23 protein-coding genes are annotated in these 25,656 nt (G+C 64.2%); 16 read left to right on the plus strand and 7 right to left on the minus strand.

Annotated elements, in window-relative coordinates:
• Positions 1-16 precede the first annotated feature (16 nt).
• From HVO_RS00440 to HVO_RS00455, 4 genes are all read right to left on the minus strand, one after another.
• Positions 17-1,039 (minus strand): ABC transporter permease, encoded by a 1,023-nt coding sequence (locus HVO_RS00440; protein WP_004041064.1) that lies wholly within the window; start codon positions 1,037-1,039, stop codon positions 17-19.
• Positions 1,040-1,041: 2 nt separating this feature from the next.
• On the minus strand, positions 1,042-2,046 hold the full coding sequence (locus HVO_RS00445) for an ABC transporter permease (RefSeq protein ID WP_013034964.1): 1,005 nt from the start codon (positions 2,044-2,046) through the stop codon (positions 1,042-1,044).
• A gap of 73 nt (positions 2,047-2,119) precedes the next feature.
• Entirely contained in the window at positions 2,120-3,919 is a 1,800-nt protein-coding gene (locus tag HVO_RS00450) for an ABC transporter substrate-binding protein (RefSeq protein ID WP_004041062.1), read from the minus strand.
• Between the two features lie 171 nt (positions 3,920-4,090).
• The gene (locus HVO_RS00455) at positions 4,091-4,312 is read right to left on the minus strand and encodes a hypothetical protein (protein WP_004041061.1); all 222 of its coding nucleotides are present in this window, start codon (positions 4,310-4,312) and stop codon (positions 4,091-4,093) included.
• 114 nt (positions 4,313-4,426) lie between these two features.
• On the opposite strand from HVO_RS00455, the gene HVO_RS00460 reads away from it, so the two are divergent.
• Positions 4,427-4,888, plus strand: a complete 462-nt coding sequence (locus HVO_RS00460; protein WP_004041060.1) for a universal stress protein — start codon at positions 4,427-4,429, stop codon at positions 4,886-4,888.
• An 81-nt stretch (positions 4,889-4,969) separates the two neighbouring features.
• Here HVO_RS00460 and HVO_RS00465 read toward each other — a convergent pair whose 3' ends face one another.
• Entirely contained in the window at positions 4,970-5,809 is an 840-nt protein-coding gene (locus HVO_RS00465; RefSeq protein WP_004041059.1) for an NAD-dependent epimerase/dehydratase family protein, read from the minus strand.
• 207 nt (positions 5,810-6,016) lie between these two features.
• Here HVO_RS00465 and HVO_RS00470 point away from each other — a divergent pair, with 207 nt between their 5' ends.
• The 4 genes from HVO_RS00470 to xacF all read left to right on the plus strand — a co-directional run bounded on the left by HVO_RS00470 (position 6,017) and on the right by xacF (position 11,232).
• Positions 6,017-6,955 (plus strand): dihydrodipicolinate synthase family protein, encoded by a 939-nt coding sequence (locus HVO_RS00470; protein WP_004041058.1) that lies wholly within the window; start codon positions 6,017-6,019, stop codon positions 6,953-6,955.
• A 643-nt stretch (positions 6,956-7,598) separates the two neighbouring features.
• Positions 7,599-8,633, plus strand: a complete 1,035-nt coding sequence (locus tag HVO_RS00475) for an SGNH/GDSL hydrolase family protein (protein ID WP_004041057.1) — start codon at positions 7,599-7,601, stop codon at positions 8,631-8,633.
• Positions 8,634-8,731: 98 nt separating this feature from the next.
• Positions 8,732-9,640, plus strand: coding sequence for an AEC family transporter (locus HVO_RS00480; protein ID WP_004041056.1), 909 nt, complete (start codon positions 8,732-8,734; stop codon positions 9,638-9,640).
• Between the two features lie 140 nt (positions 9,641-9,780).
• The gene (gene xacF / locus HVO_RS00485) at positions 9,781-11,232 is read left to right on the plus strand and encodes a 2,5-dioxovalerate dehydrogenase (protein ID WP_004041055.1); all 1,452 of its coding nucleotides are present in this window, start codon (positions 9,781-9,783) and stop codon (positions 11,230-11,232) included.
• Positions 11,233-11,251: 19 nt separating this feature from the next.
• Here the strand turns inward: xacF and HVO_RS00490 are convergent, their stop codons facing one another.
• Positions 11,252-12,025, minus strand: coding sequence for an IclR family transcriptional regulator (locus HVO_RS00490; RefSeq protein WP_004041054.1), 774 nt, complete (start codon positions 12,023-12,025; stop codon positions 11,252-11,254).
• Positions 12,026-12,212: 187 nt separating this feature from the next.
• Between HVO_RS00490 and HVO_RS00495 the strand changes: the two genes are divergently transcribed.
• Together HVO_RS00495 and HVO_RS00500 are read left to right on the plus strand one after the other, a co-directional pair.
• Positions 12,213-13,280 (plus strand): glycoside hydrolase family 88/105 protein, encoded by a 1,068-nt coding sequence (locus HVO_RS00495; protein WP_013034983.1) that lies wholly within the window; start codon positions 12,213-12,215, stop codon positions 13,278-13,280.
• Between the two features lie 100 nt (positions 13,281-13,380).
• The gene (locus HVO_RS00500; protein ID WP_004041052.1) at positions 13,381-14,478 is read left to right on the plus strand and encodes a Gfo/Idh/MocA family protein; all 1,098 of its coding nucleotides are present in this window, start codon (positions 13,381-13,383) and stop codon (positions 14,476-14,478) included.
• Positions 14,479-15,018: 540 nt separating this feature from the next.
• On the opposite strand, the gene HVO_RS00505 is transcribed toward HVO_RS00500, so the two are convergent.
• Positions 15,019-15,321, minus strand: coding sequence for an L-rhamnose mutarotase (locus HVO_RS00505; protein ID WP_004041051.1), 303 nt, complete (start codon positions 15,319-15,321; stop codon positions 15,019-15,021).
• A gap of 79 nt (positions 15,322-15,400) precedes the next feature.
• Here HVO_RS00505 and rhcC point away from each other — a divergent pair, with 79 nt between their 5' ends.
• The 9 genes from rhcC (at position 15,401) to HVO_RS00550 (ending at position 25,589) form a co-directional block, all read left to right on the plus strand.
• Positions 15,401-16,270, plus strand: coding sequence for an L-rhamnono-1,4-lactonase (gene rhcC, locus HVO_RS00510; RefSeq protein ID WP_004041050.1), 870 nt, complete (start codon positions 15,401-15,403; stop codon positions 16,268-16,270).
• A gap of 214 nt (positions 16,271-16,484) precedes the next feature.
• Complete coding sequence (locus HVO_RS00515; protein ID WP_004041049.1) at positions 16,485-17,861, plus strand: ABC transporter substrate-binding protein; 1,377 nt, start codon at positions 16,485-16,487, stop codon at positions 17,859-17,861.
• A gap of 58 nt (positions 17,862-17,919) precedes the next feature.
• Positions 17,920-18,846: a carbohydrate ABC transporter permease gene (locus HVO_RS00520; protein WP_004041048.1), complete on the plus strand. Its 927-nt coding sequence runs from the start codon at positions 17,920-17,922 to the stop codon at positions 18,844-18,846.
• The gene (locus tag HVO_RS00525) at positions 18,846-19,811 is read left to right on the plus strand and encodes a carbohydrate ABC transporter permease (RefSeq protein WP_004041047.1); all 966 of its coding nucleotides are present in this window, start codon (positions 18,846-18,848) and stop codon (positions 19,809-19,811) included. Before HVO_RS00520 ends, HVO_RS00525 begins: the two co-directional genes overlap by 1 nt.
• 95 nt (positions 19,812-19,906) lie before the next feature.
• Entirely contained in the window at positions 19,907-21,088 is a 1,182-nt protein-coding gene (locus HVO_RS00530; RefSeq protein WP_004041046.1) for an ABC transporter ATP-binding protein, read from the plus strand.
• Positions 21,089-21,256: 168 nt separating this feature from the next.
• Entirely contained in the window at positions 21,257-22,291 is a 1,035-nt protein-coding gene (gene rhcE / locus HVO_RS00535; protein ID WP_004041045.1) for a 2-keto-3-deoxy-L-rhamnonate dehydrogenase, read from the plus strand.
• Positions 22,292-22,378: 87 nt separating this feature from the next.
• On the plus strand, positions 22,379-23,584 hold the full coding sequence (gene rhcD / locus HVO_RS00540) for an L-rhamnonate dehydratase (RefSeq protein ID WP_004041044.1): 1,206 nt from the start codon (positions 22,379-22,381) through the stop codon (positions 23,582-23,584).
• A gap of 2 nt (positions 23,585-23,586) precedes the next feature.
• Positions 23,587-24,615: a TIGR03560 family F420-dependent LLM class oxidoreductase gene (locus HVO_RS00545; protein WP_004041043.1), complete on the plus strand. Its 1,029-nt coding sequence runs from the start codon at positions 23,587-23,589 to the stop codon at positions 24,613-24,615.
• A gap of 215 nt (positions 24,616-24,830) precedes the next feature.
• The gene (locus tag HVO_RS00550; protein ID WP_004041042.1) at positions 24,831-25,589 is read left to right on the plus strand and encodes an IclR family transcriptional regulator; all 759 of its coding nucleotides are present in this window, start codon (positions 24,831-24,833) and stop codon (positions 25,587-25,589) included.
• Positions 25,590-25,656: the final 67 nt, after the last annotated feature.

The raw sequence follows: 25,656 nt of genomic DNA on the forward strand, positions 1-25,656 counted from the left end.
AGGTGTTGGCACGGGGTCAGTCCCCGCCGGTCGCCTGCGATTGGTTGTTCTTCGAGGTGCCTTTCTTCGAGGTGTTCGCGTGGCGCGCCCGGAGGCGGACGTTGAACAGGCTGTCGAGCCCCTGCGACAGGAGGACGAGCCCGAACGACAGCAGGAAGATACAGACCATGGGCGCGACCATCCACGGGAGCATGTCCGGGCGGGTGAGCGCGTTGCCCTCGTACGCGAGGTTCATCATGACGCCCCAGTTGAACGTGGTGAACGGCAGGATGCCGAGGAAGTACAACCCCACGGACTCGAAGATGATGCGCCGCGAGGTGAGCGCCCCGTTTATCATCACGTACGGCATGAGCTGCGAGAGGATGTCCCGCCGGAGAATCGACGACAGCGGGATGCCCATGATTTCGGACGCCTCGACGTAGGACTCCTCGCGGATGCTCAGCACCTGCGAGCGGACGGTCCGCGCCAGCCCCGGCCAGTTGTCGATGCCGAGGAACACTCCGACGATGTAGGGGTTTTCTGGCTGGAAGATGGCCGTGATGACGATGATGAGCGGCAGACCCGGAATCGTGATGACCACGTCGGTGACGGTCATCAGGAACGAGTCGATGCGCGTGCCGTGTTCGAAGCCGGCGACGACGCCCACGAGAGCGGCGAAGCCGACGCTCACGACCGCGCCCGCGAATATCATCTTGAACATGCCCGGCGTCGCGTGGATGAGCTGGGCGTGAATCGGCTGGCCGAACACGTCGGTGCCGAGCGGGTACGCCAGCGATTCGAACGGCGCGGCGAGGACGGGCGCGTCACCGCTCGTCGGTCGCTCGACGAGCCAGACGCCGACGGTGCCCATGAGGACGAAAAAGGCGAGAATCGCGCCGCCGACGAGCGCGCGCCAGTCGTCGGCCGCGATGCGCGCGGGTGCGATAACGTTCATTTCGAGGAATCGCTTTGCGCGGTCGGCACCCGATTCGGGGTCCGGGTCGATGTCCTCCTCGTAGAGGTCTTTCAGGTCGAACGTGTCGGAATGTGCTTCACTCATGGTTACTCCTCACCCACCGAGATGCGCGGGTCGATGAGCGTGTACGTGAGGTCGGCGATGAAGATGGCGGTCAGCGAAATCGCCGTGAACACGAGGAGCGTGCCCATCAACAGCGGGTAGTCTTGCGTCTTGACCGCCTCGAACATCAGGAGACCCATGCCCGGGTACGCGAAGACCTCCTCGACGATGACGGCGCTGCTGAAGACGCCGGCGATGCCGATCATAAACTGCGTGTACATCGGGAGGATGGAGTTGTGCCCGAGGTACTGCGTGGCGATGCGGGTCTCGCGGAGCCCGCGAAGCTGCGCCACGCGGATGTAGTCCTCGCCGAGGACGCGAACCGCGTTCCCGCGCATGGCGAGCGCGCCGGAGGTCGCGAGCGCGCCCATCGAAATCGCCGGGAGCGCCGCGTGTTGCACGAGACTGAGCATGAACTCCGGATTGTACCCCGCGGCGATGCCCGAGCCGATTCGGCCGCCGGTCGGGAAGTAGTTGTTCTGGATGGCGAGGAAGTAGATGAGCACGACGCCGACGATGTAGTACGGAATCGAGTTGAGTCCGATGATGAGCGATGACACCGTGGAGTCGAACCGCGACTTCTCCCGGTAGGCCGTCATCACGCCGAGGAAGATGCTCAGCGAGTAGCCCAGCGCGAGCGCGTAGACGCTGATGAACATCGACCACGGGATGCGCTGCATGATGAGCGTCGTGACCTCCTCGTTTTTGAAGAACGAGGTGCCGAGATCCTGCCGGAGAATCACGTCAGACGCGTAGTTGAAATACTGTACGTGCATCGGCTGGTCCGGGTTCACGTTCGTGTAGAGCTGTATCATCCTGTTCAGTCGGTCGATATCGACGCTCCCGCCGCTCTGCGAGAGGATCACGCTCCGCATCGCTTCCGTCGGGCCACCGGGCATGGCCTGGTACAGCAGAAACGAGACCGTCATCGTGACGAAAAACGTCAGTATCGCTTGCCCGAGACGCTTCAACAAATACTTTGGTGTCATTATTAATAGTTTGGCTTCTAGCGTGAGAGAGCTTAATTGTGGTGGTTAAGCCCGTCGAGGCTGCCGTCTCACCTCACTGCGAGTTGGAGCTAATCCATCCGTTTTTGAAGGAGAACTCGCCCGGTCGGTTCGTGTTGAGTTCGTAGTCGTCGCCCGTCGGCATGGAGAAGTCCTGCGTGTCGCCCCAGTAGCCGGAGTCTTCCTCGACGAAGACGAAGTCGGGAAGCGCGTAGTTGAACCACTGGACGAGGTCGCGGGTCCGCTCTCTGACCTGCTCTGCGGACTCGGAGTTCGGCAGGTCGTTCATCAGCTGTGCGGGCTGAATCTCTTTGCCGCTGCCGGAGATTTCGGTCGCGCCGACCTCGCTCGGGATGGTCGTCGTAAAGGGCTTGCCCGTCGGGCCGGTCTCGTTCCCACTGGAGGGGTCACCGACCTCGATGCCGTAGAAGTTGTTCGAGAAGTACGCCGTCGGGTGCCACAGCGCCTTCGCGACGTGCCATATCCAGAAGATGTCCGCCTCGTACGTTTGGAGGCGCTGGTAGTAGTCGGTCGAGCTGACCGTGCTGATTTCGGTCTGGATGCCGAACGCGTTGAGGTGGTCGTTGAAGACCTTCGTCGCCTGCACCTGGGTGTTGTTGTTCTGCGTGAGGACGGTGAACGTGAAGGACTCGCCATCAGGGTCGACCCACGTCCCGTTCTCCTTGGTGTAGCCGGCGTCTTCGAGCAGCTGCGTCGCGGTTTCGAGATCCTTGCCGACCGGGTAGTCGATGAGCTGGTCGACGAAGTCCGAGCCGAGGTACTCCTCGTGAATCGTCGAGCGCAGCGCCGTCTGGTTCTCGGCGGGCGCGCCGACCGTTCCGGCCTGCCGCATCGCGGCGACCATCGACTCGAAGTCCACCGCGTTGACGATGGCGCGTCGGACGGGAAGCCTCGCGATGTGCTCGTTCTTGAAGTTGAACGTGAACTTCTGGGTGCGGAACCAGTTGAGCCGGTAGACGTTCTCGATGTTGTCCGGGTACCGGGACTGCTGGGACTCCGACATGAGTACGTCGGGGTTCATGTCGAGTTGGTCGTTCACCGACAGCGACTCCACGTCGGAGGTCGTCTCGGGGATGATGCGGACGTTCGGGACGTCCGTCCGGCTCGCGTACGGGTGGTCTTCGAACTTCTCGAGGACGGTCTCCGAGGAGTTGAAGCCGGTGACGCGGTACAGCGCGTTGCCGAGACCCTCGTCGATGAGCTGTTGGGTCGTGATGCTCATGTCGAGGAGGTCGCTCGTCACGCTCTCGCGCTCGCTCTCATTCGATGCCTCCTCGTAGCGGGTGAGGTATTCGCGGTAAATCGACCGCGGGGTGTTGACGAACGTCTCGGCGACGTTCGCCTTCATCAGGTTGGGCGAGACGGCCGTCTTGAACGTCCGCTCGATGGTGTAGTCGTCGACCAGCGTGTTGCTCTCGATGGGTGACTGCTCGGGCGATTGCAGGCGGTCGATTTCGAGACCGATGTAGTAGTCTTCGGCCGTCAGGTCGTCGCCGTTCCACCACTTGAACCCCTCGGGGAACGTCAGCGTGAGCGTCCGCCCGTCGACGGTCATGTCTTCGAGCAGGTCGGGTCGGACCGTCCCGTCGGCGTAGCCGCGCGCGACTTCCTCGAACAGTTGGTCCTGCAGGGTGTGCGCGTAGTTGCCGAGGCTGTACCGGTTGAACTGCACGTCCGTCGCGGGTCGGCCCGCGGGGTAATCGAGGGTGTCGTCGGCGATGCTCGCGCCGCCCTCGGTGGTCGTGCCGCCGTCCGTGCCGTCCCCGGTACTGCCGTCTTCGGTCGTCTGCCCGGAACTATCGAAGCAGCCGGCCAGTCCAGCCGTGCCAGCCACCGCCCCGTACTTGATAAGGTCTCGTCTACTCCAGTTGGTTGAACGCTTTCCAGCCATGCGGTATCATCTATCATGATACTCCCCGTTAATATAGATACTGGATTTGTCCATCCCAACCATGATAGAGAAAATAACAGTTCTCTGCCCGTTCGTGCTTGTTTTCGCCCCGTCTCACGCGCTCCTCGCCGTCCACAGCAACAGTCCGAGCATCAGGACCGCCAACCCGCCGAACGTCGTCAGCTGGAGGTAGACGAGCGCGTGGGTCGTCGTCCCCGGTTCGATAGACGGGAGCGAGATGAGTAGCAGGACGATAGAGGCCAGCGAGATGACGAGGACGAACTTCATCCGGGTCTCGTAGTCGCGGAGCACGTCGGCGAGACTCGTTTCGGGCATGCCTACGTAGAGTACCGCGGTGTATTTCAGTATACTGCCCCGGCCAGCCTCACCCTCACCCTCGCCGTCCCTTTCCCCGGTAGACTTAGATAAGACGAGACGAAATGCAGGTGCATGGACAGAGGATTAGTACTCATCGAGAACACTGACTTACACGCGGACCTCCTCCGGGAGGCCAGAGAACACGCGCTCGGCGCGGACGCCGACCTCGTCCTCCTCGTCACGCTCACCGAAGACGAGTTCGAGGAGACCCAGGAGGTCCTCGACACCATCGGCGACGTCGAGCACACGTCGTACACCGAACAGGACGCGTTCAAGGGCGCGATGAACGACGCCGAGGAGGTCGCCCGGAAGGTCTTCGCGACCGACGACGAGGTGTCCTACGAAATCGTCCCGCGAATCGCCGCCGAGAAAGAGCGCGCCGAGACGGTCATCGAAGTCGCCGACGAGGAGGGCGCAGACCACGTGTTCATCCTCGGCCGGAAGCGGTCGCCGACCGGAAAGGCGCTGTTCGGCGACCTCGCGCAGTTCGTGATTCTCAACTTCGACGGCTACGTGACGCTTCACACCGAGTGAGCGTCGTCGCGGCGGACTGAGCCGACTCTCGTTTTTTCTGCCCCCGCGACCGCGTAGCCGTCTGTACTCAGTCGTTCGAGACTACTCCGGCGGGCTGTCCCACTCCTCGCCGTCGTCCTGCGGGTGGTAGCCGATCTGCGAGCGGGCGTGTTCGAGGTCGTACCACCGGCGCTGGTTGTCGCTCACGCCGCTGAAGATACCGAATTCGACGTTGTCGTCTTGCAGACAGCAGTCGATTTCGTGGGCGAAGTCGCGGCGGGACTGCCACATCGACTTCATGCGCCCGACGGTTTCCTCGTACTCGGCGCTCCCGCGTTCGAACTCGCCGTTCTCGACGGCGGCCTCGGCGTCGCCGTAGGGGTGGTCGTACTCCGGCATCCGGACGCTGCACACCCGGAGGGCGTAGAACTGCTTGGGGTATTCGTAGTTCTCGACGTAGTACCGACCCATGTCCTCGCCGTACGCCTTCGACGCGCCGTAAAACGAGTCGGGGCGGACGGGGTCCTCGTGGCCGATGACGAGTCCGTGACCCGGCTCATATATCTCGGGGGAGAACTCGTCCTCGTAGCCGCCCATGACGTGATTGGTCGAGAGGAAGACGAACGACTCGATTTCGTTCTCGCGGGCGACTTCGAGCGCGTTGTACATCCCGATGATGTTGGGCTCGAAGATGTCCTCCCACGTCCCGTCGGTGTAGGGGTACGCCGCCATGTGGACCATCGCGTCCTGCCCCGCCGCGGCGCCGTCGAGCGCGTCGTAGTCGGACACGTCGCCGACGACGGTGTCGTAGCCACCGTAGGGGTGGTCGTCGGGACGGTCGGAGCGGTTGAAGTACGTGAAGTCGTAGGCGTCGTCGTCGTGCAGGTGGTCTATGACTGCGGTGCCGCACCGGCCATAGACGCCGGTCATCAAGACGTCCATACGAATCCACTCTGACCAAATCGTAATAAATTGATGGGTGACCGTGACGTCCGACTTCGCTTCGGGTATCGCTTCGGCCCGCCCGTTCGGGTCACGAAGCCTGAATGCCGCGCACCAGATGGACGACTCGCGGGCCCTCTCGCGCGTGAACGCCGGGTTCAGGCGTTGACGATGGGTTTATCACGGTTGACTCAGATTGACTGTACCATGCCACTCGCAGACGACCGTGTACGCAGTCGTCTCCGTGGCGTCGCCGTCGGCTTGCTCACGCCGTTCGACGACGACCTGGAGATTCAACACGACAAACTCGAAGCGAACGCGAAGTCGCTTTCCGGCGACGGTATCTCGTCGTTCCTCGCGGCCGCGAACATCAGCGAATACCACTCCCTGTCCCAACAGGAGCGCGTCGACGTGACGGAGACGGCGGTCGACGCGCTCCCCGACAGCGCCTGCGTCCTCGCCGGCGTCGGCGGGTCGACGAAGGCCGCGACGGACCTGATGGAAGCCTACGACCGCGTCGGCGTGGACGCCATGATGGTCATGCCGCCGGACCACACCTACGTCCACGAGCGGGGACTCATCCGCTACTACGAGAAACTCGACGCCGCGACCGACACGCCGCTCGTTCCCTACGTCCGCGGCTTCGACCCCTCGGTCTCCTTCCTCCGCGACCTCTCGCGCATCGAGGGCGTCGTCGGCGTCAAGTACGCCATCGAGGACCCGGTCAAACTCGGTTCCGCCGTCGCCGTCGCGGACGACGACGTGGTCTGGGTGGACGGCCTCGCGGAACCCTACGCCGTCTCGTTTTGGAACGAGGGCATCGAGGGGTTCTCGGCGGGCGTCAGCAATTTCCGCCCGGAAATCGGCCTCGCGCTGTTCGAGGCGCTCACCGAGGAGAACTGGGAACGCGCCCGCGAGATTCGCGACCTGACGCTCCCGTTCCAAGCTCTCCGCGGCGAGACGGGAACCGACAACGACCTTCCCGGCGCGATAAGCGTCCCGATAGTGAAGAAGGGCCTCGAACTGGCCGGCCTGCACGGCGGGGAAGTCCGCGAGCCGATTCGGTCGCTGTCGGCCGACGACGAGCGCCGCGCCGAGGAACTGTACGAGGAACTCGACGACGGCATCGCCCGCGTCATCGACTGACTCACCGACATCGACCCGAGCGCGCACCGACGACTCCGACCGCACCGATATCGACTGACCACGCTCACCGCACCTGCCTGACGCTACCCGGCGACAGCCGTCGGAAGCACCCTACCCCATTTTTCGCCGTCTCGACGTTCCCTCGCTCCCTGTTGAGCCGTTTTCACGTCTCACCGGCCCGCTCGTCTCCCACCGGACTCCCGGCCCGCACTAATCATAACACACCTTCAGCTCCGGCAGTTGAGCGGCCACATTCCTAGACTGACCGCATGAGGGCAGCGTCATACTCCATCTTGTTCGCCGGTGGGGAACGAACATCAGGCGAATCGTGCCCAATTATTCACTCTGGATGGGATTTGCGTTCCCCGGTGGCGAATATTCGGATTTAGGCCTCTCTGTGGGCTCTGGATTGGGTTTAGGGGGGTTGGCGTTTTGGTCGGCTGTGCGTCACTCACGACGAACGCGCGAATTCGACGCGATATTCGCCCATATATTACAAGCATATGACTGTAATTTTCCCGCCTCGGGAACCGATGATGCCACTTCGGCGTCTGTCTCCGTCCAGCACCGGCGCGCCCGTCGTCGCGCGTCGGTCGCCGGAGGTAGGGATAAGTAGGTGTGGCGTGTGCGTGACTCACACGGTATGCAGCACGACGATATCCAGCACGACGACGTTCAGTTCCACAACGTCAGGGCGCTCCAGCGGGTCAGACCGCACGAGGGACTTCGACTGCTCCGCGTTCCGGAGGCCGTCAGGAGCGGCCTGAACACCGGCGCGCAGACGCGGATGTCTCACCCGGCGGGAACCGAGATTCGACTCGTCCCCGATGAGACGGTTCGAATCACGCTCTCCTCCGAGGAGCGAGACAGCCTCGTTCGACCGTTCTGGGGAGACTTTCAGGCGACGGGCGAGGAGTTCACGCTCGGGCCGGAGCCGAAGACGGTCGAACTGTCTCCCCCGGAGTCGCTGTCCGACCTCGACCCGGCGGCGACCGGCGAGATGCGTTACGCGCCCGAGGTGTGCCGACTCGTCTTCCCCGGCGACCACCGCGGCGGCCACATCTACTACCACGGCGTCGAGGGCGCGCGGCGGCCGCCGACCGCCGACGAGGTTCCGAGCCTCCGATACCTCGCGTACGGCACGTCGATTACCGAGGGCGAGGACCCGTCGGCGGAGATGCTCACGTACGTTAACCAGACGGCCCGGAGACTCGGTGCGGACCCGATAAATCTCGGCTCCTGCGGGACAGCCTACTGCGACCCCGCGATGGCCGAGCACATCGCCGCCCGCGACGACTGGGACGTGGCGACGCTCTCGCTGTCGGTGAACATGGTCGGCCGATTCTCGCCCGACGAGTTCCGCGAGCGCGCCGCGGACATGGTCGAAACCGTCGCCGCGGCGAACCCGACCAAACCCGTCGCCTGCATCACGCTGTTCCCGCACGTGCGCGAGTACAAGCGCGACCACGAGGAAGCGACGCTCTCCGAGACGTTCCGCCAGCACCTTCGTGACGTGGTTGACGAGTGCGGCTACGACAACGTCCACCTCGTGGAGGGCCCCGACCTCCTGCCGACCGCCAGCGGGATGACGACCGACCTCGTCCATCCCGGCGACGACGCGATGGTTCGCATCGGTGAGCGCCTCGCGCGCGAGCTCGAATCTCTCATGGACGATTGACCGGGATATGCGCGACTCAGACGCTCTCGTAGTCGAATTTTCCGAACGAAATCTCCGCGAGCGTAACACCGAAGCACCCCCCTGTTCGATGGACGTGTATGACCGTCGCCGCAAATCTGGGCTACATGCTCGGGGTGCTCTGCCTCGGGGCGCTAGCGAAGCGTCTCGGCCTCCTCGACAGCGGCCGCCGCGACAAACTCACGTTCTTCGCGTTCGCCTTCGCGCTCCCCGCGCTCGTGTTCACCTCGACGTACGACCAGCCGATTCGCGAAGTTATCGAGCCGACGCTCGTGTTGGGCTTTTGGCTCGTCCTCTTTACGATGCTCGCCGTCGGCTGGGTCGTCCACCGGCGGGTGTCGCCCGACTCGGTTCGCAGTGTCGCCATCGTCCAGTCGTACTACTCGAACCTCGGCTTCCTCGGGCTCCCGCTCGTCGATTCGACGTTCGGTTCGCTGGCGTCTGCGAAGGCGGCCGTCATTCTCGGCATCGGCGCGCTCACCCACGTCCCGCTCACTATCACGGTCCTCGTGCTCGTCAACGGCGCTGACGTGTCGTTCAAAGAGGAGTTCATCGGCGTGCTCAAGACGCCGGTCATTCCGGCGCTCGTGTTGGGGCTCGCCTTCTCCGGGCTCGGCCTCGGCGTCCCCGGTGTCCTTCTGACGGGGCTCGACGCGCTCTCCTCGCTCGCGCTCCCCGTGGCGCTGCTCTCCATCGGCGCGTCGCTCACGATTTCCACCGAGTCGTTCGACTTTCGCACCGTCGGGGCCGTCGTCGGCAGCAAAGTCGTCCTGATGCCGCTTCTCGCCTTCGCCGTCTTCTCGACGTTCGCGTCGAGTTGGTCGACGGTCCAAGCCGGCGTGACGATGCTCGCGACGCCGACCGCCGTCTCGTCGTTCATCTACGCGAACGAACTCGGCGGCGACGCCGACCTCGCGTCGATGAACGTGTTCGCGACCACCGCCGTCTCGGTCGCCACCCTGTTCGTCGTCCTCCAGTTCCTCCTTTGAGGCGGCGGCGGCTCGTCGATACCAGTCCGAACCTCGCGAATTCGCTTCGCTCACACCTTGCGACGGCCACGAGCGCGCGGCGGCCATCCGCGCTCGCCATGAGAAGCTTACTTGGTGATGGGTGTGCATGGCTAGGTCGAATGTCGAGAACCTACGGTAACTTCATCGACGGCGAATGGACAGATTCCCAGTCGGGAGAGACGTTCGAAGTGACGAACCCCGCGGCGGCCGGCGAAGTCGTCAGCGTCCCCCCGGCGTCCTCCGAAGCGGACGTCGAGGCGGCGCTCGACGCGGCCGTCGCCGCGCAGGACGAGTGGGCGTCGACGCCCGGTCCGTCCCGTGGCGCGGTGCTCCGCGAGGCCGGCAACAACCTCGAAGCCCGGAAGGAGGAGGCGACCGAAGTGCTCGTCCGCGAGGAGGGCAAGACGCGCTCCGAGGCGGGCGGCGAAGTACAGCGCGCCATCGACATCTTCCACTACTACGGCGCGAAGGCGCGGGACTTCGGCGGCACCGTCAAGTCTGCGAGCGCCCCCGGCAAGGACCTCTACACGAAGCACGAACCCCTCGGCACGGTCGCGCTCATCACGCCGTGGAACTACCCCATCGCCATCCCGGTCTGGAAGCTCGCCCCGGCGCTCGCGGCCGGTAACACCGCGGTCCTCAAGCCGGCGTCCGAAGCGCCGGGCGTCGTCTCCATCGTCCTCGAATGTCTCGACGATGCGGGACTCCCGGCCGGCGTGGCGAACACCATCACCGGCTCCGGGAGCGAGGTCGGCGGCCCGCTCATCGAGAGCGAGCGCATCGACGGCGTCTCCTTTACCGGCAGCACCGCCGTGGGGACGATGGTCGCCGAGACGGCCGCGGTCGACCTCAAGCGCGTCCAGTGTGAGATGGGCGGCAAGAACCCGACCGTCGTGATGCCCAGCGCGGACATCGAGGCGGCCGCCGAGACCGTCGGCGTCGGCGCGTTCGGCACGACCGGCCAGTCGTGTACGGCCACCTCGCGCGCCATCGTCCACGAGGACGTGTACGACGAGTTCGTCGCGGCCGTCTCCGACTACGCCGAGTCGCTCGTCGTCGGCGACGGACTCGACGACCCCGACATGGGCCCGCACGTCTCCGAGAACGAACTGTCCTCGACGCTCGAATACATCGACATCGGCTCCTCGGAGGGCGCGACGCTCGAAGCCGGTGGCAGCCGACTCTCCGGCGACGACTACGACGACGGCTACTTCGTCGAGCCGACCGTGTTCTCCGGCGTCGAAAACGACGCTCGTATCGCTCAAGAGGAGATTTTCGGTCCCGTCCTCGCGGTCGTCAAGACCGACTCCTTCGAGGACGCGCTCGACCTCGCCAACGACGTTGACTACGGGCTGTCGGCCAGCATCGTCACGCAGGACCTCAGCGAGGGCAAGCGCTTCGTCAACGAGGTCGAAGCGGGCGTCGCGAAAATCAACGAGAAGACGACCGGTCTCGAACTCCACGTCCCCTTCGGCGGCTACAAGGACTCGTCCACTAACACGTACCGCGAGCAGGGCGACGCCGGCCTCGACTTCTTCTCGTCGGTGAAGACCATCTACGAGAACTACTGAGCCGCGGGCCTCCGCGCGCTCAGGAGAACTTCGTGTTCAGTTCGATGACGTTCGCCGCGCTTCGGACGTAGTCCGCGAGTTCGCCGTGCAGGCGGTCCTCGGTGAACCGGCTCGACGGGCCGGTGATGCTAATCGCGCCGAGGATTGTCTCGTCGTTCTTGACCGGCGCAGAGACGCAGCGCAGACCGTTGATGTTCTCCTCGTCGTCGATGCCGTACCCTTGCTCGCGGATGGTTTCGAGCTCCTCGAACAGCTCCTCCGGACTGGTGATGGTGTTCGCCGTCTTGGGCTCGTACTCCATCGCGGCCGCGATTTCCTCGATGCGCTCGGGCGGCAGGTACGCCAGAATCGTCTTGCCCAGCGACGTGGAGTACATCGGCTGTTGGGTCCCCACCCGCGACAGCGTCTCGACGGCGTGTTCCCCCTGCGCCTTGTGGAGGTACGAGACCTTTCCGTACTCCTCGACGCCGAACTGGACGATTTCGCCCGTCTCCTCGGCCAGCGAGTCGACCTCTTTTTGAACGATGTCGAAGTTGCCTATCTGGTCGCGGACGTGCGAAGCCACGTCGAGAAACCGCAGGCCCAGCCGGTAGCCGTCGCCCTCTCGGACGATGACGCGCCGCTCTTCGAGCGTTCGGAGGTGGCTGTGGACCGTGCTCTTCGAGTGGCCGAGCTCGTCGGCAATTCGCGTCACGCCGATGCCCGCCTCCTCCTGGAGGTGGTCGATGATATTGAACGCTATCTGGACCGAGCGGATTGTTCGGCCGGGGCGTTTGTTCGGTGGGGAGCTCATGGTGTGGTAGTCGAACCAGAGCCGTATATATTTGTTCCCGCCTGGGGAACGTATCGGCTGCGACGAACGAGTACCCCCGGCTCCGGACTGGCTGACCGACTGGCCCGCGCGGCCGCCTTCCCGCGGTGGCGCGTCGCCATGGGATACATTTTTCATCCCTGCACGTCTTCGTGTGGGTACTGTACCCATGCCAGCAGACGAGCTTACACCAGTCCAGCGCGCCGCGTCGTATCTCCGGTCGTTGGACATCGACGGTCAATCGTGGATTACCGGCGTCGCCATCAACGGCCTGCTCGCCGAGGGCGGAGACGAGTCGGTCGAGCGCGCGAAGCACTTCGTCGACACCGCGGTGGCGACCCAGAACGACGCCGGGCAGTTGAGCTACGGCCCGAGCTACCCAATTGAGGTTTTCAGCCACGGCCGCGAGTACGAGGCGAGCTGGGAGCTGACCGTCAAGAAGTGCATGAACACGAACAACAGCACCGCCATCGGTCACAGCGTCCTCGACTTCTACGACCGCACGGGCGAGGACCGCTACCTCGACGCGGCCGAACGCGCCTACGAATCGCTTCTCTCCTTCGAGCGGACCGAAGACGGCGGCATCCCTCACCACGACCCCGAACTCGCGGGCATCAAGTCGCTGTGGATCGACTCCGTCTACATGATGTGCCCGTTCCTCGCGCGCTACGGCGCGGCCGCGGGCGACGCCGACGCCTTCGACGAGGCGGTCGAGCAGATTCTGATTCACGCCGCGCACCTCCGCGACGGCCACACGGGGCTGTTCCGCCACATCTGGGTCGAACAGCCGAACCACTACCCGCAGGGCGCGTTCTGGGCGCGCGGCAACGGGTGGGCCGCCGCCGCCTCGGCGGACGTGCTCGAACGGCTCCCCGAGGACCACCCGAAGCGCGACGACCTCCTCGACCTGTTCCGGTCGCACTGCGAGGCGCTCCTTCCGCTCCAAGACGGTAGCGGTTTCTGGCACAACCTCGTCGACGACCCGCACACGCCGCTCGAATCGTCGGGGACGCTCATGTTCGCCTACGCGTTCGCCCGCGGCATCGACCTCGGCATCCTCGATGCGGAGACCTACCGCCGACCCGCCGAAGACGGGCTCGCAGCCGTCTCTCGCGTCGTCGGCGAGGAGGGCGCGGTCAACCGCGTCGCCGGCCCGCCGGGCGGCCCCGAGGCTCCGCTGACGGACACGCCTTACGGACAGGGCTGGTTCCTGATGGCCGCGGCCGCGCTCGACTGAGACCTTCGCCCCCAGCGTTCGTTTCGACTCTTTCGGCCTGGCACCACAGTTATGCGCTCCGGCGCACATTGACGAACGAACTCCCGCGACAGGAGACACTATGACTTACCACGCAGGCATCATCGGCACGGGCGGCATCGCAGGGATGGGCATCCTCGGCATGCACGACGAGGAGGCCATCGGCAGAGAGAAAATCGACGCGAGCCACGCGGGCGGGTACGCCGCGACCGACGACATCGAACTCGTCGCCGTCGCAGACGTGGACGAGTCGAAACTGGACACCTTCGGGGAGGCGTGGGACATCCCCGCCGACCGCCGGTACGTCGGCCACGAGGCGATGCTCGAAGCTGAGGACCTCGACGCGGTGTCGGTCTGCACGCCGTCGTTCCTCCACCGCGACCACGTCGTCTACGCCGCGCGCTCCGCGGCCGACCCCTCGGTCGTCTGGTGCGAGAAACCCATCGCGTCGGCCGTCAGCGACGCCGAGGAAATGGTCGCCGTCTGCGACGACACCGACACGGAACTCGTCGTCAACCACTCGTTCCGGTTCACGGACAAGCTCCGTCGGCTCCGCGACCTCGTCCGCGATGAGGGTATCCTCGGCGACGTGAAGTCCGTGAGCGCGCAGTACCGCATGGAACTCATGCGGAACTCCACGCACGTCCTCGACACCCTCGTCTACCTCCTCGACGCGCGGGCCTCGCGGGTGAGCGGCCACATCACCGGCGAGAACGAGGCGCTCGACGCGCTGGACGCCACGGAGTCGGTCGTCGACGCCGGCGGCGGCGGGCACGTCGTCATGGACGACGGCACGTTCGTCACCGTGGACTGCACGATTCCGCGCGACGTCTCCTCGATGACGCTGAGTTTCATCGGCACCGAGGGCAAACTCTACATGAACAACGACGACGGCGAGTGGCGCTACTGGTCGCTCGAAGACGGCGAACACGTCGAGCGGTCGCTCCCCGGCATCGAGGGCGCGTGGACGTGGGAATCGGACTACAAGGGGTCGTTCGCCAACGCGGCGGCCCACGTACAGGAACTCCTCGGCGGCGACGCCGAAAACTACTCGCCCGGCGTCGCGGCGACCCGCTCGCTCGAAATCATCGTCGGGTTCTACCTCTCGCACTACACCGATTCGACGGTCGATATCCCGCTTCCGGGGCCGCTCCGGGAGGTCCCTATCACGTCGTGGTGAGCCGCAGTCGGTCGGTCAGTCGCTCACGCCGGACAATCATCCGGCATGGCCGGAAGAGCTTCTGGCGCCGGGGATCGAGCTGAATCGGACGTATATCGAGGATAGAGGCCCAAATAGTGCAGTATCGGGTTTTCTATTGCTCTCTCCCGCAGTGGTCTTCTCGTCTGGCCGGTCGAATCTGTGCTCCAGGATATATCCGTGACACTCCGCATAGAAATAATTCCAAATTACAATTCTATGGTAGTAATGGTTAGGGCGTGCAACCCGTTTGGACGGCAATCGCGTACATCGAGCCGTCGTACCACTCGGTTAGCGGGTGACGCTCCACGGTCGATTCGAGCCTCACCGGGTTTCCGCCAGTGGCGGATAAGTATCCGGAAGGACCGGAGCGAACGGTTATTCCGGAAGACGGCCATTTGTGCGCCGCTACTCCGGGGTAAATTCGATTTTGGGGTAATTCGTCCAGTACTATTCTCGGTGAGAAATTCGTTGCGGATGGCGGGCGCTCCGCCATGGCCGGACAACTGTCTCCTTCGAGCGTCAGATCATCCGGTAGACTTCGTCCATCCAACTGTCGTCGGTCTCGACGGTGATGCCGCTCATGACCTCTGCCCAGTCGGCTTGCGCCTCGCTGTTGTCCATTACCTCTTGGATGGCCTCCGGGTCGTCGACTTCCATGAAGCCGAAAACGTGGCCGTCTTTCTCGAAGACGCTGTACGTTTGCAGGCCGGCGTCGGAGTCCAAGTAGGCGGATTCGAGCGCCTCGGGGACGTTCTCGTGTTTCGTTCGGTACTCTTCTCGCTTGCCGTCTTTAATCTCCAGGTGGAACGCGATTCGCGCCATACGGCCTCCGATTCGGCGGCCCCCGTCTTAGCTTTTCGGCGGGTAAGATTTAGTACGGGAACGCCCGTCGTCGATTGTAATGATAGATACCCACACCCACGCGTGGGGTGCCGCGAGCCCGGAACACCCGTGGACCAACGGCCCCATCTTGGACCTCGTGGACAGCTTCGACGTACACACCGTCTACACCGCCGAGCGCCTGCTCGCCGACATGGACCGAAACGGCGTGGACGAGGCGGTCGTCGTGGGCTACCCTATCTGCGACTGGACGGACAACTGGTACACCCGACGGGTCGCCGCCGAGTACGACCGACTCCACGGCATCGTGATGCTCGACCCCTTCGCCGACGACGCGGTCGAGCGTCTCGACCGCTGTATGGAGACCGACGGCGTCCTCGGCTTCCGCCTCGGCGCGGCCTGCCCGTACGATCGCATGTGGGAGACGTTCGACCCGAGCGTGACGTGGCTCCGAGAGAGCGTCGAGGAGACCGCGTTCTGGGAGGCCGCGGTCGACCACGACGCGACCGTCCAGATTCTCTGCGACCACGGCCAACTCGACCAGGCGCTCGAACTCGTCGAGGCGTATCCCGAACTCACCTACCTGTTCGACCACTTCGCCCACGCCGGCCCCGAAACCCCCACCGACGAGGGGACGTTCGGCCGGTTCGCCGACCTCGCGGAACACGACTCGGTCGCGGTGAAGGTCTCGGAAATTGTCCACATGTCCGACTCGGCGTTTCCCTACGCCGACATGCACGACCACGTCCGGTGGCTCCTCGACACCTTCGGTCGCGAGCGGGTCGTCTGGGGCTCCGACTACCCCAACGTCAGCGACGTCGCCAGCTACGCCGAGGCGTGTAACTGGCTCAAGCAGGTCGACTCGTTATCGAAGGCCGACCGGTCGTGGCTGACCGAGAAGTCGTTCCGGCGGCACGTCGACCTCGGCTGAGCGTAACCGGTCGTCACCGCGTGCCTCGCTCGCACTGTCGTCGATCCGGTGGCTGAACTCTCCATCTCCGAATGACACCGGTATATTTATTATAATGAACTATAGTGGTTTGTAATAGCACATCATGACTGATAGTGGTTCACAGAACCGGCTCAGTAGGCGGCGGTACGTGACCGGACTCGGAGCAGGTCTCACAGCGGCACTAGCGGGTTGTATGGGTGGCGGGAACGGCGGTGGCAGTGGTTCCGATGGCGGTTCCGACGGGGGAGGCTCCGGCGGCGGTGGCGGCGACTCCGGGTCGCAGTCACTCGACTTCTGGCTGTTCGGCGGCATCCCCGCCGAACGAGAGTACATCAGTAACCACTACAGCAGTTACAGCGACCACGACGTCACCTACCAGCACCAAGAGTGGGGGCAGAAGTACCAGATTATCGCGTCCGCGGCGGCGAACAACAACCTCCCGGACGTGATGGCCGGCCAGACTCAGCAGATTCCGGATTACGTCGGCGCGAGCGCCATCCAACCGCTCGACCAAGAGCAGTTCGCCGACCAGTTGGAGGAGATAAACAGCCGGTTCATCCAGGCGAACGTCGACACGCAGATTTACGACAGCCTCGGCGACACCGAAGGAGAGCGGCAGTGGGGGCTTCCCGGCGGCTACGCCGACCTCGGTCCGTTCGTGGACATCCGAACCGACTACCTCGAACAGACGAGTTTCGACAGCCCGCCGCGCAACTGGGAGGAGCTCATCCAACTCGGCGAGGAGATGCAGGAGCTCGACGAGGTGTCGGCGGCGATTACCGCGCCGGGGACCGACTTCGGCCTGACGACCGGCTACTTCATCGGCTTCGTCTACGCCAACGGCGGTCGGTACTTCGACCCCGAGACGCTGGAGGCGACGGTCGACCAACCCGGCTTCGTCGACGCCGTCAGGCTCTATCAGGACATCGCCGAGGCCGGTCTGTTCCCCGACTCGATGGCCGAGAACGACCACATCGGTGCGGGACGGCTCCTCCGCGAGGGCGAGTCCGGCATCTTCATCACGTACTCCCACGCGAACGCGGTCTACCAGACGACCGGCGCGCCGCAGGCGTGGCTCGACGGCGAGGGCCACACCGTCACCCGCGCGCCGCTTCCGGACAGCCCGTCGGGGAGCTTCGAACCCCGCGACCTGCTCCTGCAGAACGCGCAGGGCTTCATGCTCGGCAACGGCACCGACTCGGAGGCCGAACTGCAGGCCGCCTTCGACTTCACCGAGTGGTGGAACTCCGAAGAACAGCTCGCGCCGTGGACCTACGACGCCGAGAACGACGTGGGCATCCGCGGGCGCGTCCCGACGCTCGAAAGCGCCTTCGAGGACCCGAGCGACCTCTTCCGGAGCCAGTTCGGCGACCTCGTGACGCTGTACGAGAACGACGACCTGTTCACGCGCACCTCGCGGTTCCCGTCGTTCTCGGGCATCGCGTCGGTCCAGAGCATCATCAACACCGAGGTCATCCAGCCGGTCGTCCTCGGCAACGCGACGGCAGAGGAGGCCTGTAGCGCCGCCAACGAATCGGTTCAGGAAGTCATCGACGAGGAGCTGGCCTGACGATGCGACTCGAACCGTCGCTCGAACGACGGCGGCCCAACGGCGGTGAGTTACGACCATGAGTTACTCGAAGCAGGCGAGGGGCTCGTTCGAGAGCGTCTCCAAGCGGATTCCGGAGGGCGTCAAGGTGTACCTCCCGGTCCTGCCGGTGACGGCGCTCGTCGGGCTGTTCATCCTCTACCCCATCGCGCAGGCGATCTATTCGAGCTTCTTCAACAAGGACCTGCTCGCGCCCAGCGAGGCCGAGTTTATCGGACTGGCGAACTACGCCGAAATCTGGTCGAATCCGACTATCCATCAGGTGCTGTGGAACACGCTCATCTGGGTCGTCGTCGGCAGTTCCGCCGCTATCGTCCTCGGCTTCCTGATGGGTTGGCTCCTCCACGAGAAACTGCCGTACACGAGCGTCGCGAGCGCAATCGTGCTCATCCCGTGGGTCCTCCCGCGGGTCGTCGGCGCGTCCATCTGGCAGTTCATGTTCGGCGGGTCGCAGGGCATCATCAACGAACTGCTCGTCCAGCTCGGCGTCATCGACGAGTACATCGTCATGCTCGGCTCGACGGAGCTCTCGCTGTGGCCGCCCATCATCGGGATGATTTGGCGGCTCGCACCGCTTTTCGCGCTGTTGACGCTCACGTCCCTGCAGGGCATCGACGAGCATCTCTACGAGGCCGCGCGCATGGACGGCGCGACGCCGTGGGAGCAGTTCCGGTTCATCACCATCCCGATGATGCGGTACAACCTCGCCATCGGGTTCCTCCTGATGCTCATCTACAACATCAGGAACTTCTCGATGATTTGGGTGATGACGAAGGGCGGCCCCGGCGTCTCCAGTAGCACGCTCCCGGTCATGATCTACCGGACGGCGTTCGTCGACTTCGACGTGGGGCTGGCGTCGGCGCTGTCGCTCATCCTGTTCGTCGTCCTGCTCGTGTTCTCGTACTACTACATTCAGGTGTACGACCAAGTGCGGGGTGACGTCTGATGGCGGCGAAAGACCCCGACACGGCCGCCGAGTTCCGGCGGAACGAGTCGTGGCTGTTCGACACCACGGCGGGCGCGTACGTCCGCAAGACGGCGGTTTCGCTCCTGACGCTCGTCGTCTTCGCGTTCGTCCTCTTCCCGCTGTACTGGATGGTCGTGACGGCGTTCAAGACCACCGCGGAGATTCAGCAGATTCCGCCGACGGTGTTCCCGAACGATTTCTCGTTGGAGGGCTTCCGGCTCGTCGTCGAGTCGTCGATTCAGGCGGGCGGCTACACCTCGCTTTTCGCTAACCTGTTCGGCTGGCAGGCGTCGTCGGCCATCGACATCGACATCCTGTCGCTCGTGCTGAACAGCCTGAAAGTCGCGATCGGCGCGGGCGCAATCGCGCTCGTCTTCGGGACGGCCGCGTCGTACGTGCTCTCGCGCCGCGACTTCGCCGGGAAGAACGCGCTCATGAGCATCTTCCTCGCGTCGCTGATGTTCCCCGGGACCGCCATCATGGTCCCCGAGTGGGAACTCGTCTCGGCGCTCGGCCTGTTCAACACGCACCTCGTGTTGATCTTCATCTACGGCGCGATGACCGCGCCGTTCGTCGTCTGGCTGATGAAGGGTTTCTTCGACGACTTCCCGGACTCGATTATCGAGGCCTCCCGCATCGACCAGTGTAGCTCGATAGAGACGTTCTGGTACGTCATCGTCCCGATGGCGCGGAACTCGCTCATCGCGTCGTTCATCTTCGCGTTCCTCCTCGCGTGGAACGAGTTGGTGTTCGCGCTGACGCTCCTCGACAACTCGCGGTACACGGTTCCGCCGGGACTCCTGACGTTCGTACAGGGGTTCAACACCCAGTGGAACGTCGTCGCCGCGGCCTCGATTATCATCTCGCTTCCCGTCCTGCTCGGACTGGCCTACATCCAGCGCTACTTCGTGCAGGGGCTCACCGGCGGCGCGATTAAGGGATAATACCCTTCGCCCGCCGTCTCTCGGTGCCGCACGTCGCGGTCAATTTTCGTCGTCAGTCGCTAGGTTTAAGGGGTGTTCTACGGTAATGTTTTACAATGACACACCTAACAGTAGACGGTGTCACGAAGATTTTCGGCGACCCCGACAAGGACGGTGTCGTCGCAGTCGACGACCTCGACATCGACGTCGAAGACGGGGAGTTTCTCGTTTTGCTCGGCCCGAGCGGGTGCGGGAAGACGACGACGCTCCGGATGATCGGCGGACTGGAGACGCCGACCTCCGGTGAAATTCGCTTCGACGACGTCGTCGTCAACGACATCAAAGCCCGAAACCGCGACGTGGCGATGGTGTTCCAGGACTTCGCGCTCTACCCGCATATGACCGTCCGGGAGAACCTCGGGTTCGGCCTCAAGCGGGAGGACAACGGCATGTCGACGGCGGACGTCAACGAGCGGGTCGAGGAGGTGGCGACGATGCTCGAAATCGAACAGCTCCTGAACAACAAGCCCGCACAGCTCTCGGGCGGACAGAAACAGCGCGTCGCGCTCGGCCGGGCTATCATCCGCGAGCCGCGGCTGTTCCTCTTCGACGAGCCGCTTGCGAACCTCGACGCGAAGCTCCGCAAGACGATGCGGACCGAAATCGACGAACTGCAGTCCGAGGTCGGCATCACCTCCGCGTACGTCACCCACAACCAGGAGGAGGCGATGACAATCGCCGACAAAATCGCCGTCCTCAACGACGGCGCGCTCCAGCAGTTGGGTCGCCCGGAGGAGGTGTTCAACGAACCGGCGAACCTCTTCGTCGCGCAGTTCGTCGGCAGTCCGGACATGAACATCTACGACGGCGTCGTCGAGGAGGCCGCCGACGGCGTTCGCGTCGAACTCGACGGCGTGAGCTTCGAACTGCCGAGCGACGCCCTCGACGCGGAGGTCCCGCCCGGCGGCGTCAACGTCGGCTTCCGGCCGCAGGACTTCTACCAGACGGGCAAGCGGCGCGCCGACGGACTGACCTTCGACGTCGATATCCGCGTCATCGAGCCGGTCGGAACGAAAGCCATCGTTCACGGCGACGGCCCCATGGGCGACGTCACCGCCGAAATCGGCGAGTTCCACGGGCTATCGGCCGGCGACACGCTGTCGCTTTCTATCGCGCCCGAACACGTCTACCTGTTCGAGGCCGAGACGGAGGCACTGCGCAAGGGCCGGCGTATCGAGAACCGGGCGTCCGTCCAATCGCAGTCCCAGTCGTCGGAGTCGGACGGCGTCGAAATATAACTCGGCGCGACTGCCCCCATCGAACGTCAGCGGGCGTGGTGTCTCGCGGCACCCAGAGCCGCGGCTTCAGCCGCGCTACCGCCGAAATTCTCCGCCCGCACCCAAACATATTAATCGGTGTGTTCACATGATGTAAAACGAGACGAACCCACACGGTTATTCGCAACTATGAAAGCCATCATTCAGACCGGGCCGCGCTCGGTAGAGACACAGGAGCGGGAGGTTCCCACTCCCGGCGCAGACGAACTGCTCATCAAGGTCCACACCGCGGGACTCTGCGGGAGCGACGCTCACGCCTACAAGTACGACGGCGGCTACGAGTGGATTCCCATCCCGCGAATCATGGGCCACGAGTACTCCGGGACGGTCACGGAAGTCGGCGCGAACGTCGAGACGTTCGAGGTCGGCGACAAGGTCGTCGAGGAGCCGATTCACGACTGCGGTCACTGCTTCCAGTGTCGGAACGGTCAGCCGAACGTCTGTCAGAACTTCTCCATTACGGGGATGCACCGCGACGGCGCGTACACGGAGTACGTCACCGTCACCCCCGAGCACGTCCACGCGGTTCCCGAGGGCGTTCCCCTCCGGCACGCCGCCATCACGGAGCCGACGAGCATCGCCACCCGCGCGGTCCTCGACCAGTCGGTGACGACGCCCGGCGACAACGTCCTCGTCGAGGGGCCGGGCCCAATCGGCGTCCTCGTCGCCGCCGTCACCGACTCCCTCGGCGCGAACGTCGTCGTCTCCGGACTCAGTCAGGACGCGGCGTATCGCCTCCCGCTGCTCGAAGACCTCGGCATCGACACGGTGAACCTCGAAGAAGAAGGCGGCCTCGATGGGCGGGTCGAGTCGCAGACCGACGGCATCGGCTTCGACGTGGTCTTCGACGCGACGGGTCACCACAGCGGCGTGGTCTCCGGGAACGACGTGGTCCGCAAGGGCGGCCAAATCGTCGTCGTCGGCATCCCGAACTCGGCTAGCGAACTCAGCCTCACCTCGACCGTCCGCGGCGAGGTCGACATCAACACCTCCTACGGCTCGACGTGGACGAACTTCGAGCAGGCGCTTCGCCTGATGGAGCGCGGCGAAATCGCGGTCGAGAAGATTCTCGACACCTCTTACAGCGTCGACGACCCCGCCGCGGCGTTCGAAGCGTTCCTCGGTTCGGAGACCTGCAAGCCGGTCTTCCAGTTCGACGGCTGAACAGCCCCGCATTCCGGCCGCGAACCGCTTGACGACAGAAACTATTTTACCCGTGCCGATTAGATGTGAGGTCGTACCAAACAAATCATGGAGATTACAGACATCTCAGCGACGAAAATCAGCAACGAGTCGTGGGGCGAGTTCATCGAGTTCCCGCTCGTCACCATCATGTCGAAGTACGACGAGTACCGCAACGTCGACGGTGAGAACCCGCAGGCCCGCCGCAAGTGGATGGGCCCCGTGGGCGACGTGGTGGTCGAGGTCGAGACGGACGCGGGCATCACCGGCGTCGGCGTCGGTAACTGGGGTACCGGAGCCATCGCCACCGTCGTCGAGGAGACGCTGTCGAAAATCGTGGTCGGGGAAGACCCGATGCAGCGCGAACTCCTCTGGGAGCAGATGTACCGCGCCACGCTCCCGTTCGGCCGGAAGGGCGTCGCGGTCATGGCCATCAGCGCGGTCGACCAGGCGCTGTGGGACATCGCCGGGAAGGACGCCGGCAAGCCGGTGTACGAACTGCTCGGCGGCCCCACCAAAGACGAGATTCCCGCCTACGCGTCGAACCTCCACCCCGTCGACATGGAGAAGCTCGAACGCGAGGCGGTCCAGTACGTCGAGGAGGGCTTCGACGCGATGAAACTCCGCTTCCTCCACGGCCCCGAGGACGGCCGCGCGGGCATGAAGAAAAACGAGGAAATCGTCGCGACCGTCCGCGACGCCGTCGGCGACGACATCGAAATCGCGGGCGACGCCTACATGGGCTGGTCGGTCAAGTACGCAAAGGAGATGACCCAGCGCCTCGGCAAGTACGACATGGCGTGGGTCGAAGAGCCTGTCATCGCCGACGACATCTCCGGCTACGCCGAGGTCCGCGAGGCCGCGCCGATGCCGATTTCGGGCGGCGAACACGAGTTCACCCGCTGGGGCCACGAGGACCTCCTCGAAGAAGGTGCGGTCGACATCCTCCAGCCCGACGTGGGTCGCGTCGGCGGTATCACGGAACTCCAGAAGGTCGCCGACATGGCCGAGGTCCACGACGTGCCCGTCATCCCGCACGCCGGCACGAACCCGACGCTCCACGCCATCGCCGGTCACACGAACATGCCGATGGCGGAGTACTTCCCGACTCCCGAGTGGTTCGAGGAGCGCCAGGAGAAACGCGAGTCGACCTACGCCGACGCCATCTTCCAGAACCCGCCGTCGCCGGAGAACGGGTCGATCCCGCTGCCCGACGAGCCCGGCGTCAGCACGCAACTGAACCGCGAGGCGCTCGAACACTTCGCCATCGAGTAACGATGTCGGACATCAGCTTCGAGTACAACGTCCCCGTCTTCGCCGGCGCGCCCGACGAGGGGACCGAGCCGACGCACCGCGACACCCCGCAGTACGAGGCGCTCGACTGGGTGACGACCAAGATGGGCGTCCAGAAGGCGGAGGAACTCGGCTTCGACGCGGTGTGGGCACCAGACCACCTGCTGTTGGGCCGCGACCACGCCGAGTACGAATGTTGGACGCTGCTGTCGGCCATCGCCGGCTTCACCGAGGACATCAACCTCGGCTCGCTCGTCCTCTGTAACGACTACCGCAACCCGGCGCTCGTCGCCAAGATGGCGGCCACGCTCGACGTGATTTCCGACGGGCGGCTGGAACTCGGCCTCGGCGCGGGCTGGCACGAACCGGAGTACGACGCCTACGGTTGGGAGTACCGCGACGGCTTCGAGCGCCTGATGCGGCTCGACGAGTCCATTCGTCTCATGAAGCGCATGTGGGCCGCCGGCACCGACGGCGCGAGCTTCGACGGGAAGCACTACCAAATCGAGGACGCCTACTGCGTCCCCGGTCCCGTGCAGGACCCCCATCCGCCCATCCTCGTCGGCGGGCAGGGTGAGGAGGTCACGCTCAAACTCGTCGCCAAGCACGCCGACGTGTGGAACACCGACGTGTTCAACGGCGACGTGGAGACGCTCGAACACAAAATCGGCGTCATCGAAGACCACTGCGACACCGTCGGCCGCGACCCCGACGACATCGAGTACTCGTGGGACGGCCACGTTATCTGCACCCGCGACGAGGAGAAGTTCGACCGCCTGCTCGACCTGATGACGCCCATCCAGTTCGAAGCGGAGTATCAGGACCAAGCGCCCATCGTGACCGAGGAAGACGCTCGGGAGTACTTCATCATGGGAACGCCCGAGGAGTGCGCGGAGGCCATCGAGCGCCGCATCGACGCCGGCGTGACGAAGTTCCAAGGCTGGTTCATCGACTTCCCCGACACCGGCGGCATGGAACTGTTCGCGGACGAAGTCATCCCGCAGTTCAGCTGAGACGCCCCGCGGGTCGCGCTCGCGTCTCCCTCGGGCACTCGTTTTCTTTTTGCCACCCTCGCATCATACGTCTACCTGACTACTCGCAATATCTGAATCATCTAAATTATTTAGACAATTCAGATATTCCTCACATCGGCTCGTCGCTCGTAACGGCTACGCTATTTCCGGCCATAGCGGAAAGACATTTCAGGGATGAGGATTCATAACCAACTATGGCGAAGGACGTTCCGGTCAACGCGGTCAAAATCTCGCTCGAACTCGTCGACCTCCTGCGGGAACTCGACGGGGCGGGCGTCTCGGAGGTAGCCAAGCGACTGGACAAGCCGACCAGCACGATTCACGACCACCTGCGGACGCTGGAGCAACAGGAGTACCTCGTCAAGGAGGGCGACACCTACTACGTCAGCACGCGATTCCTCCAATTGGGCGCGCACGCGCGCTCTCGACAGAAGGTGTTCAACATCGCCCGCCCCGAGATAAACGAACTCGCGCAGGTGACCGGCGAGCACGCGAATCTGATGATCGAGGAACACGGTATCGGCGTCTTTCTGTACCGCTCGCGGGGTCCCGACGCCGTTCGTCTAGACACCCACGCCGGGATGCGCGTCCCGTTGCAGACGACGGCGCTCGGGAAGTCTATCATGGCGAACCGGCCGCGGGAGGAAGTCGAGGGCATCTTGGACCGCCACGGACTGGAGGCGGTGACCGACCGCTCTATCACCGACCGCGAGGAACTGTTCGACGTGTTGGAGCAGGTCCGCGAGCGCGGTTACTCCTACGACGACGAAGAACGGGTCAAGGGCATGCGCTGTGTGGCCGCGCCGATACTCAACGAGGACGACTACGCCATCGCCGCCGTGAGCGTCTCGGGGCCGAAAAGCCGGATGCGCGAGGAGCGCTTTACCGAGGAGTTGCCGAACCAGATTCTCAAGAGCGCGAACGTCATCGAGGTGAACCTCACGTACTCGTAGTCGGCGGGTCGGCGGCCTCGGGCCGCCCGCCTCGCTCCCGTCGTCGCAATGCTGCGTAGAGCGCAAC

Source organism: Haloferax volcanii DS2, from assembly GCF_000025685.1.
Taxonomy (GTDB): domain Archaea; phylum Halobacteriota; class Halobacteria; order Halobacteriales; family Haloferacaceae; genus Haloferax; species Haloferax volcanii.

Bases quoted from the DNA above. Each gene is read 5' to 3' on its own strand.
- xacF (WP_004041055.1), top strand. From the start codon at position 9,781: ATGTCGAGAACCTACGGTAACTTCATCGACGGCGAATGGACAGATTCC.
- HVO_RS00460 (WP_004041060.1), top strand. From the start codon at position 4,427: ATGGACAGAGGATTAGTACTCATCGAGAACACTGACTTACACGCGGAC.
- HVO_RS00490 (WP_004041054.1), bottom strand. From the start codon at position 12,025: ATGAGCTCCCCACCGAACAAACGCCCCGGCCGAACAATCCGCTCGGTC.
- rhcE (WP_004041045.1), top strand. From the start codon at position 21,257: ATGAAAGCCATCATTCAGACCGGGCCGCGCTCGGTAGAGACACAGGAG.
- HVO_RS00445 (WP_013034964.1), bottom strand. From the start codon at position 2,046: ATGACACCAAAGTATTTGTTGAAGCGTCTCGGGCAAGCGATACTGACG.
- HVO_RS00520 (WP_004041048.1), top strand. From the start codon at position 17,920: ATGAGTTACTCGAAGCAGGCGAGGGGCTCGTTCGAGAGCGTCTCCAAG.
- HVO_RS00465 (WP_004041059.1), bottom strand. From the start codon at position 5,809: ATGGACGTCTTGATGACCGGCGTCTATGGCCGGTGCGGCACCGCAGTC.
- HVO_RS00545 (WP_004041043.1), top strand. From the start codon at position 23,587: ATGTCGGACATCAGCTTCGAGTACAACGTCCCCGTCTTCGCCGGCGCG.
- HVO_RS00525 (WP_004041047.1), top strand. From the start codon at position 18,846: ATGGCGGCGAAAGACCCCGACACGGCCGCCGAGTTCCGGCGGAACGAG.
- HVO_RS00470 (WP_004041058.1), top strand. From the start codon at position 6,017: ATGCCACTCGCAGACGACCGTGTACGCAGTCGTCTCCGTGGCGTCGCC.
- rhcD (WP_004041044.1), top strand. From the start codon at position 22,379: ATGGAGATTACAGACATCTCAGCGACGAAAATCAGCAACGAGTCGTGG.
- HVO_RS00505 (WP_004041051.1), bottom strand. From the start codon at position 15,321: ATGGCGCGAATCGCGTTCCACCTGGAGATTAAAGACGGCAAGCGAGAA.
- HVO_RS00500 (WP_004041052.1), top strand. From the start codon at position 13,381: ATGACTTACCACGCAGGCATCATCGGCACGGGCGGCATCGCAGGGATG.
- HVO_RS00530 (WP_004041046.1), top strand. From the start codon at position 19,907: ATGACACACCTAACAGTAGACGGTGTCACGAAGATTTTCGGCGACCCC.
- HVO_RS00495 (WP_013034983.1), top strand. From the start codon at position 12,213: ATGCCAGCAGACGAGCTTACACCAGTCCAGCGCGCCGCGTCGTATCTC.
- HVO_RS00515 (WP_004041049.1), top strand. From the start codon at position 16,485: ATGGGTGGCGGGAACGGCGGTGGCAGTGGTTCCGATGGCGGTTCCGAC.
- HVO_RS00550 (WP_004041042.1), top strand. From the start codon at position 24,831: ATGGCGAAGGACGTTCCGGTCAACGCGGTCAAAATCTCGCTCGAACTC.
- HVO_RS00455 (WP_004041061.1), bottom strand. From the start codon at position 4,312: ATGCCCGAAACGAGTCTCGCCGACGTGCTCCGCGACTACGAGACCCGG.
- HVO_RS00480 (WP_004041056.1), top strand. From the start codon at position 8,732: ATGACCGTCGCCGCAAATCTGGGCTACATGCTCGGGGTGCTCTGCCTC.
- HVO_RS00475 (WP_004041057.1), top strand. From the start codon at position 7,599: ATGCAGCACGACGATATCCAGCACGACGACGTTCAGTTCCACAACGTC.
- HVO_RS00440 (WP_004041064.1), bottom strand. From the start codon at position 1,039: ATGAGTGAAGCACATTCCGACACGTTCGACCTGAAAGACCTCTACGAG.
- rhcC (WP_004041050.1), top strand. From the start codon at position 15,401: ATGATAGATACCCACACCCACGCGTGGGGTGCCGCGAGCCCGGAACAC.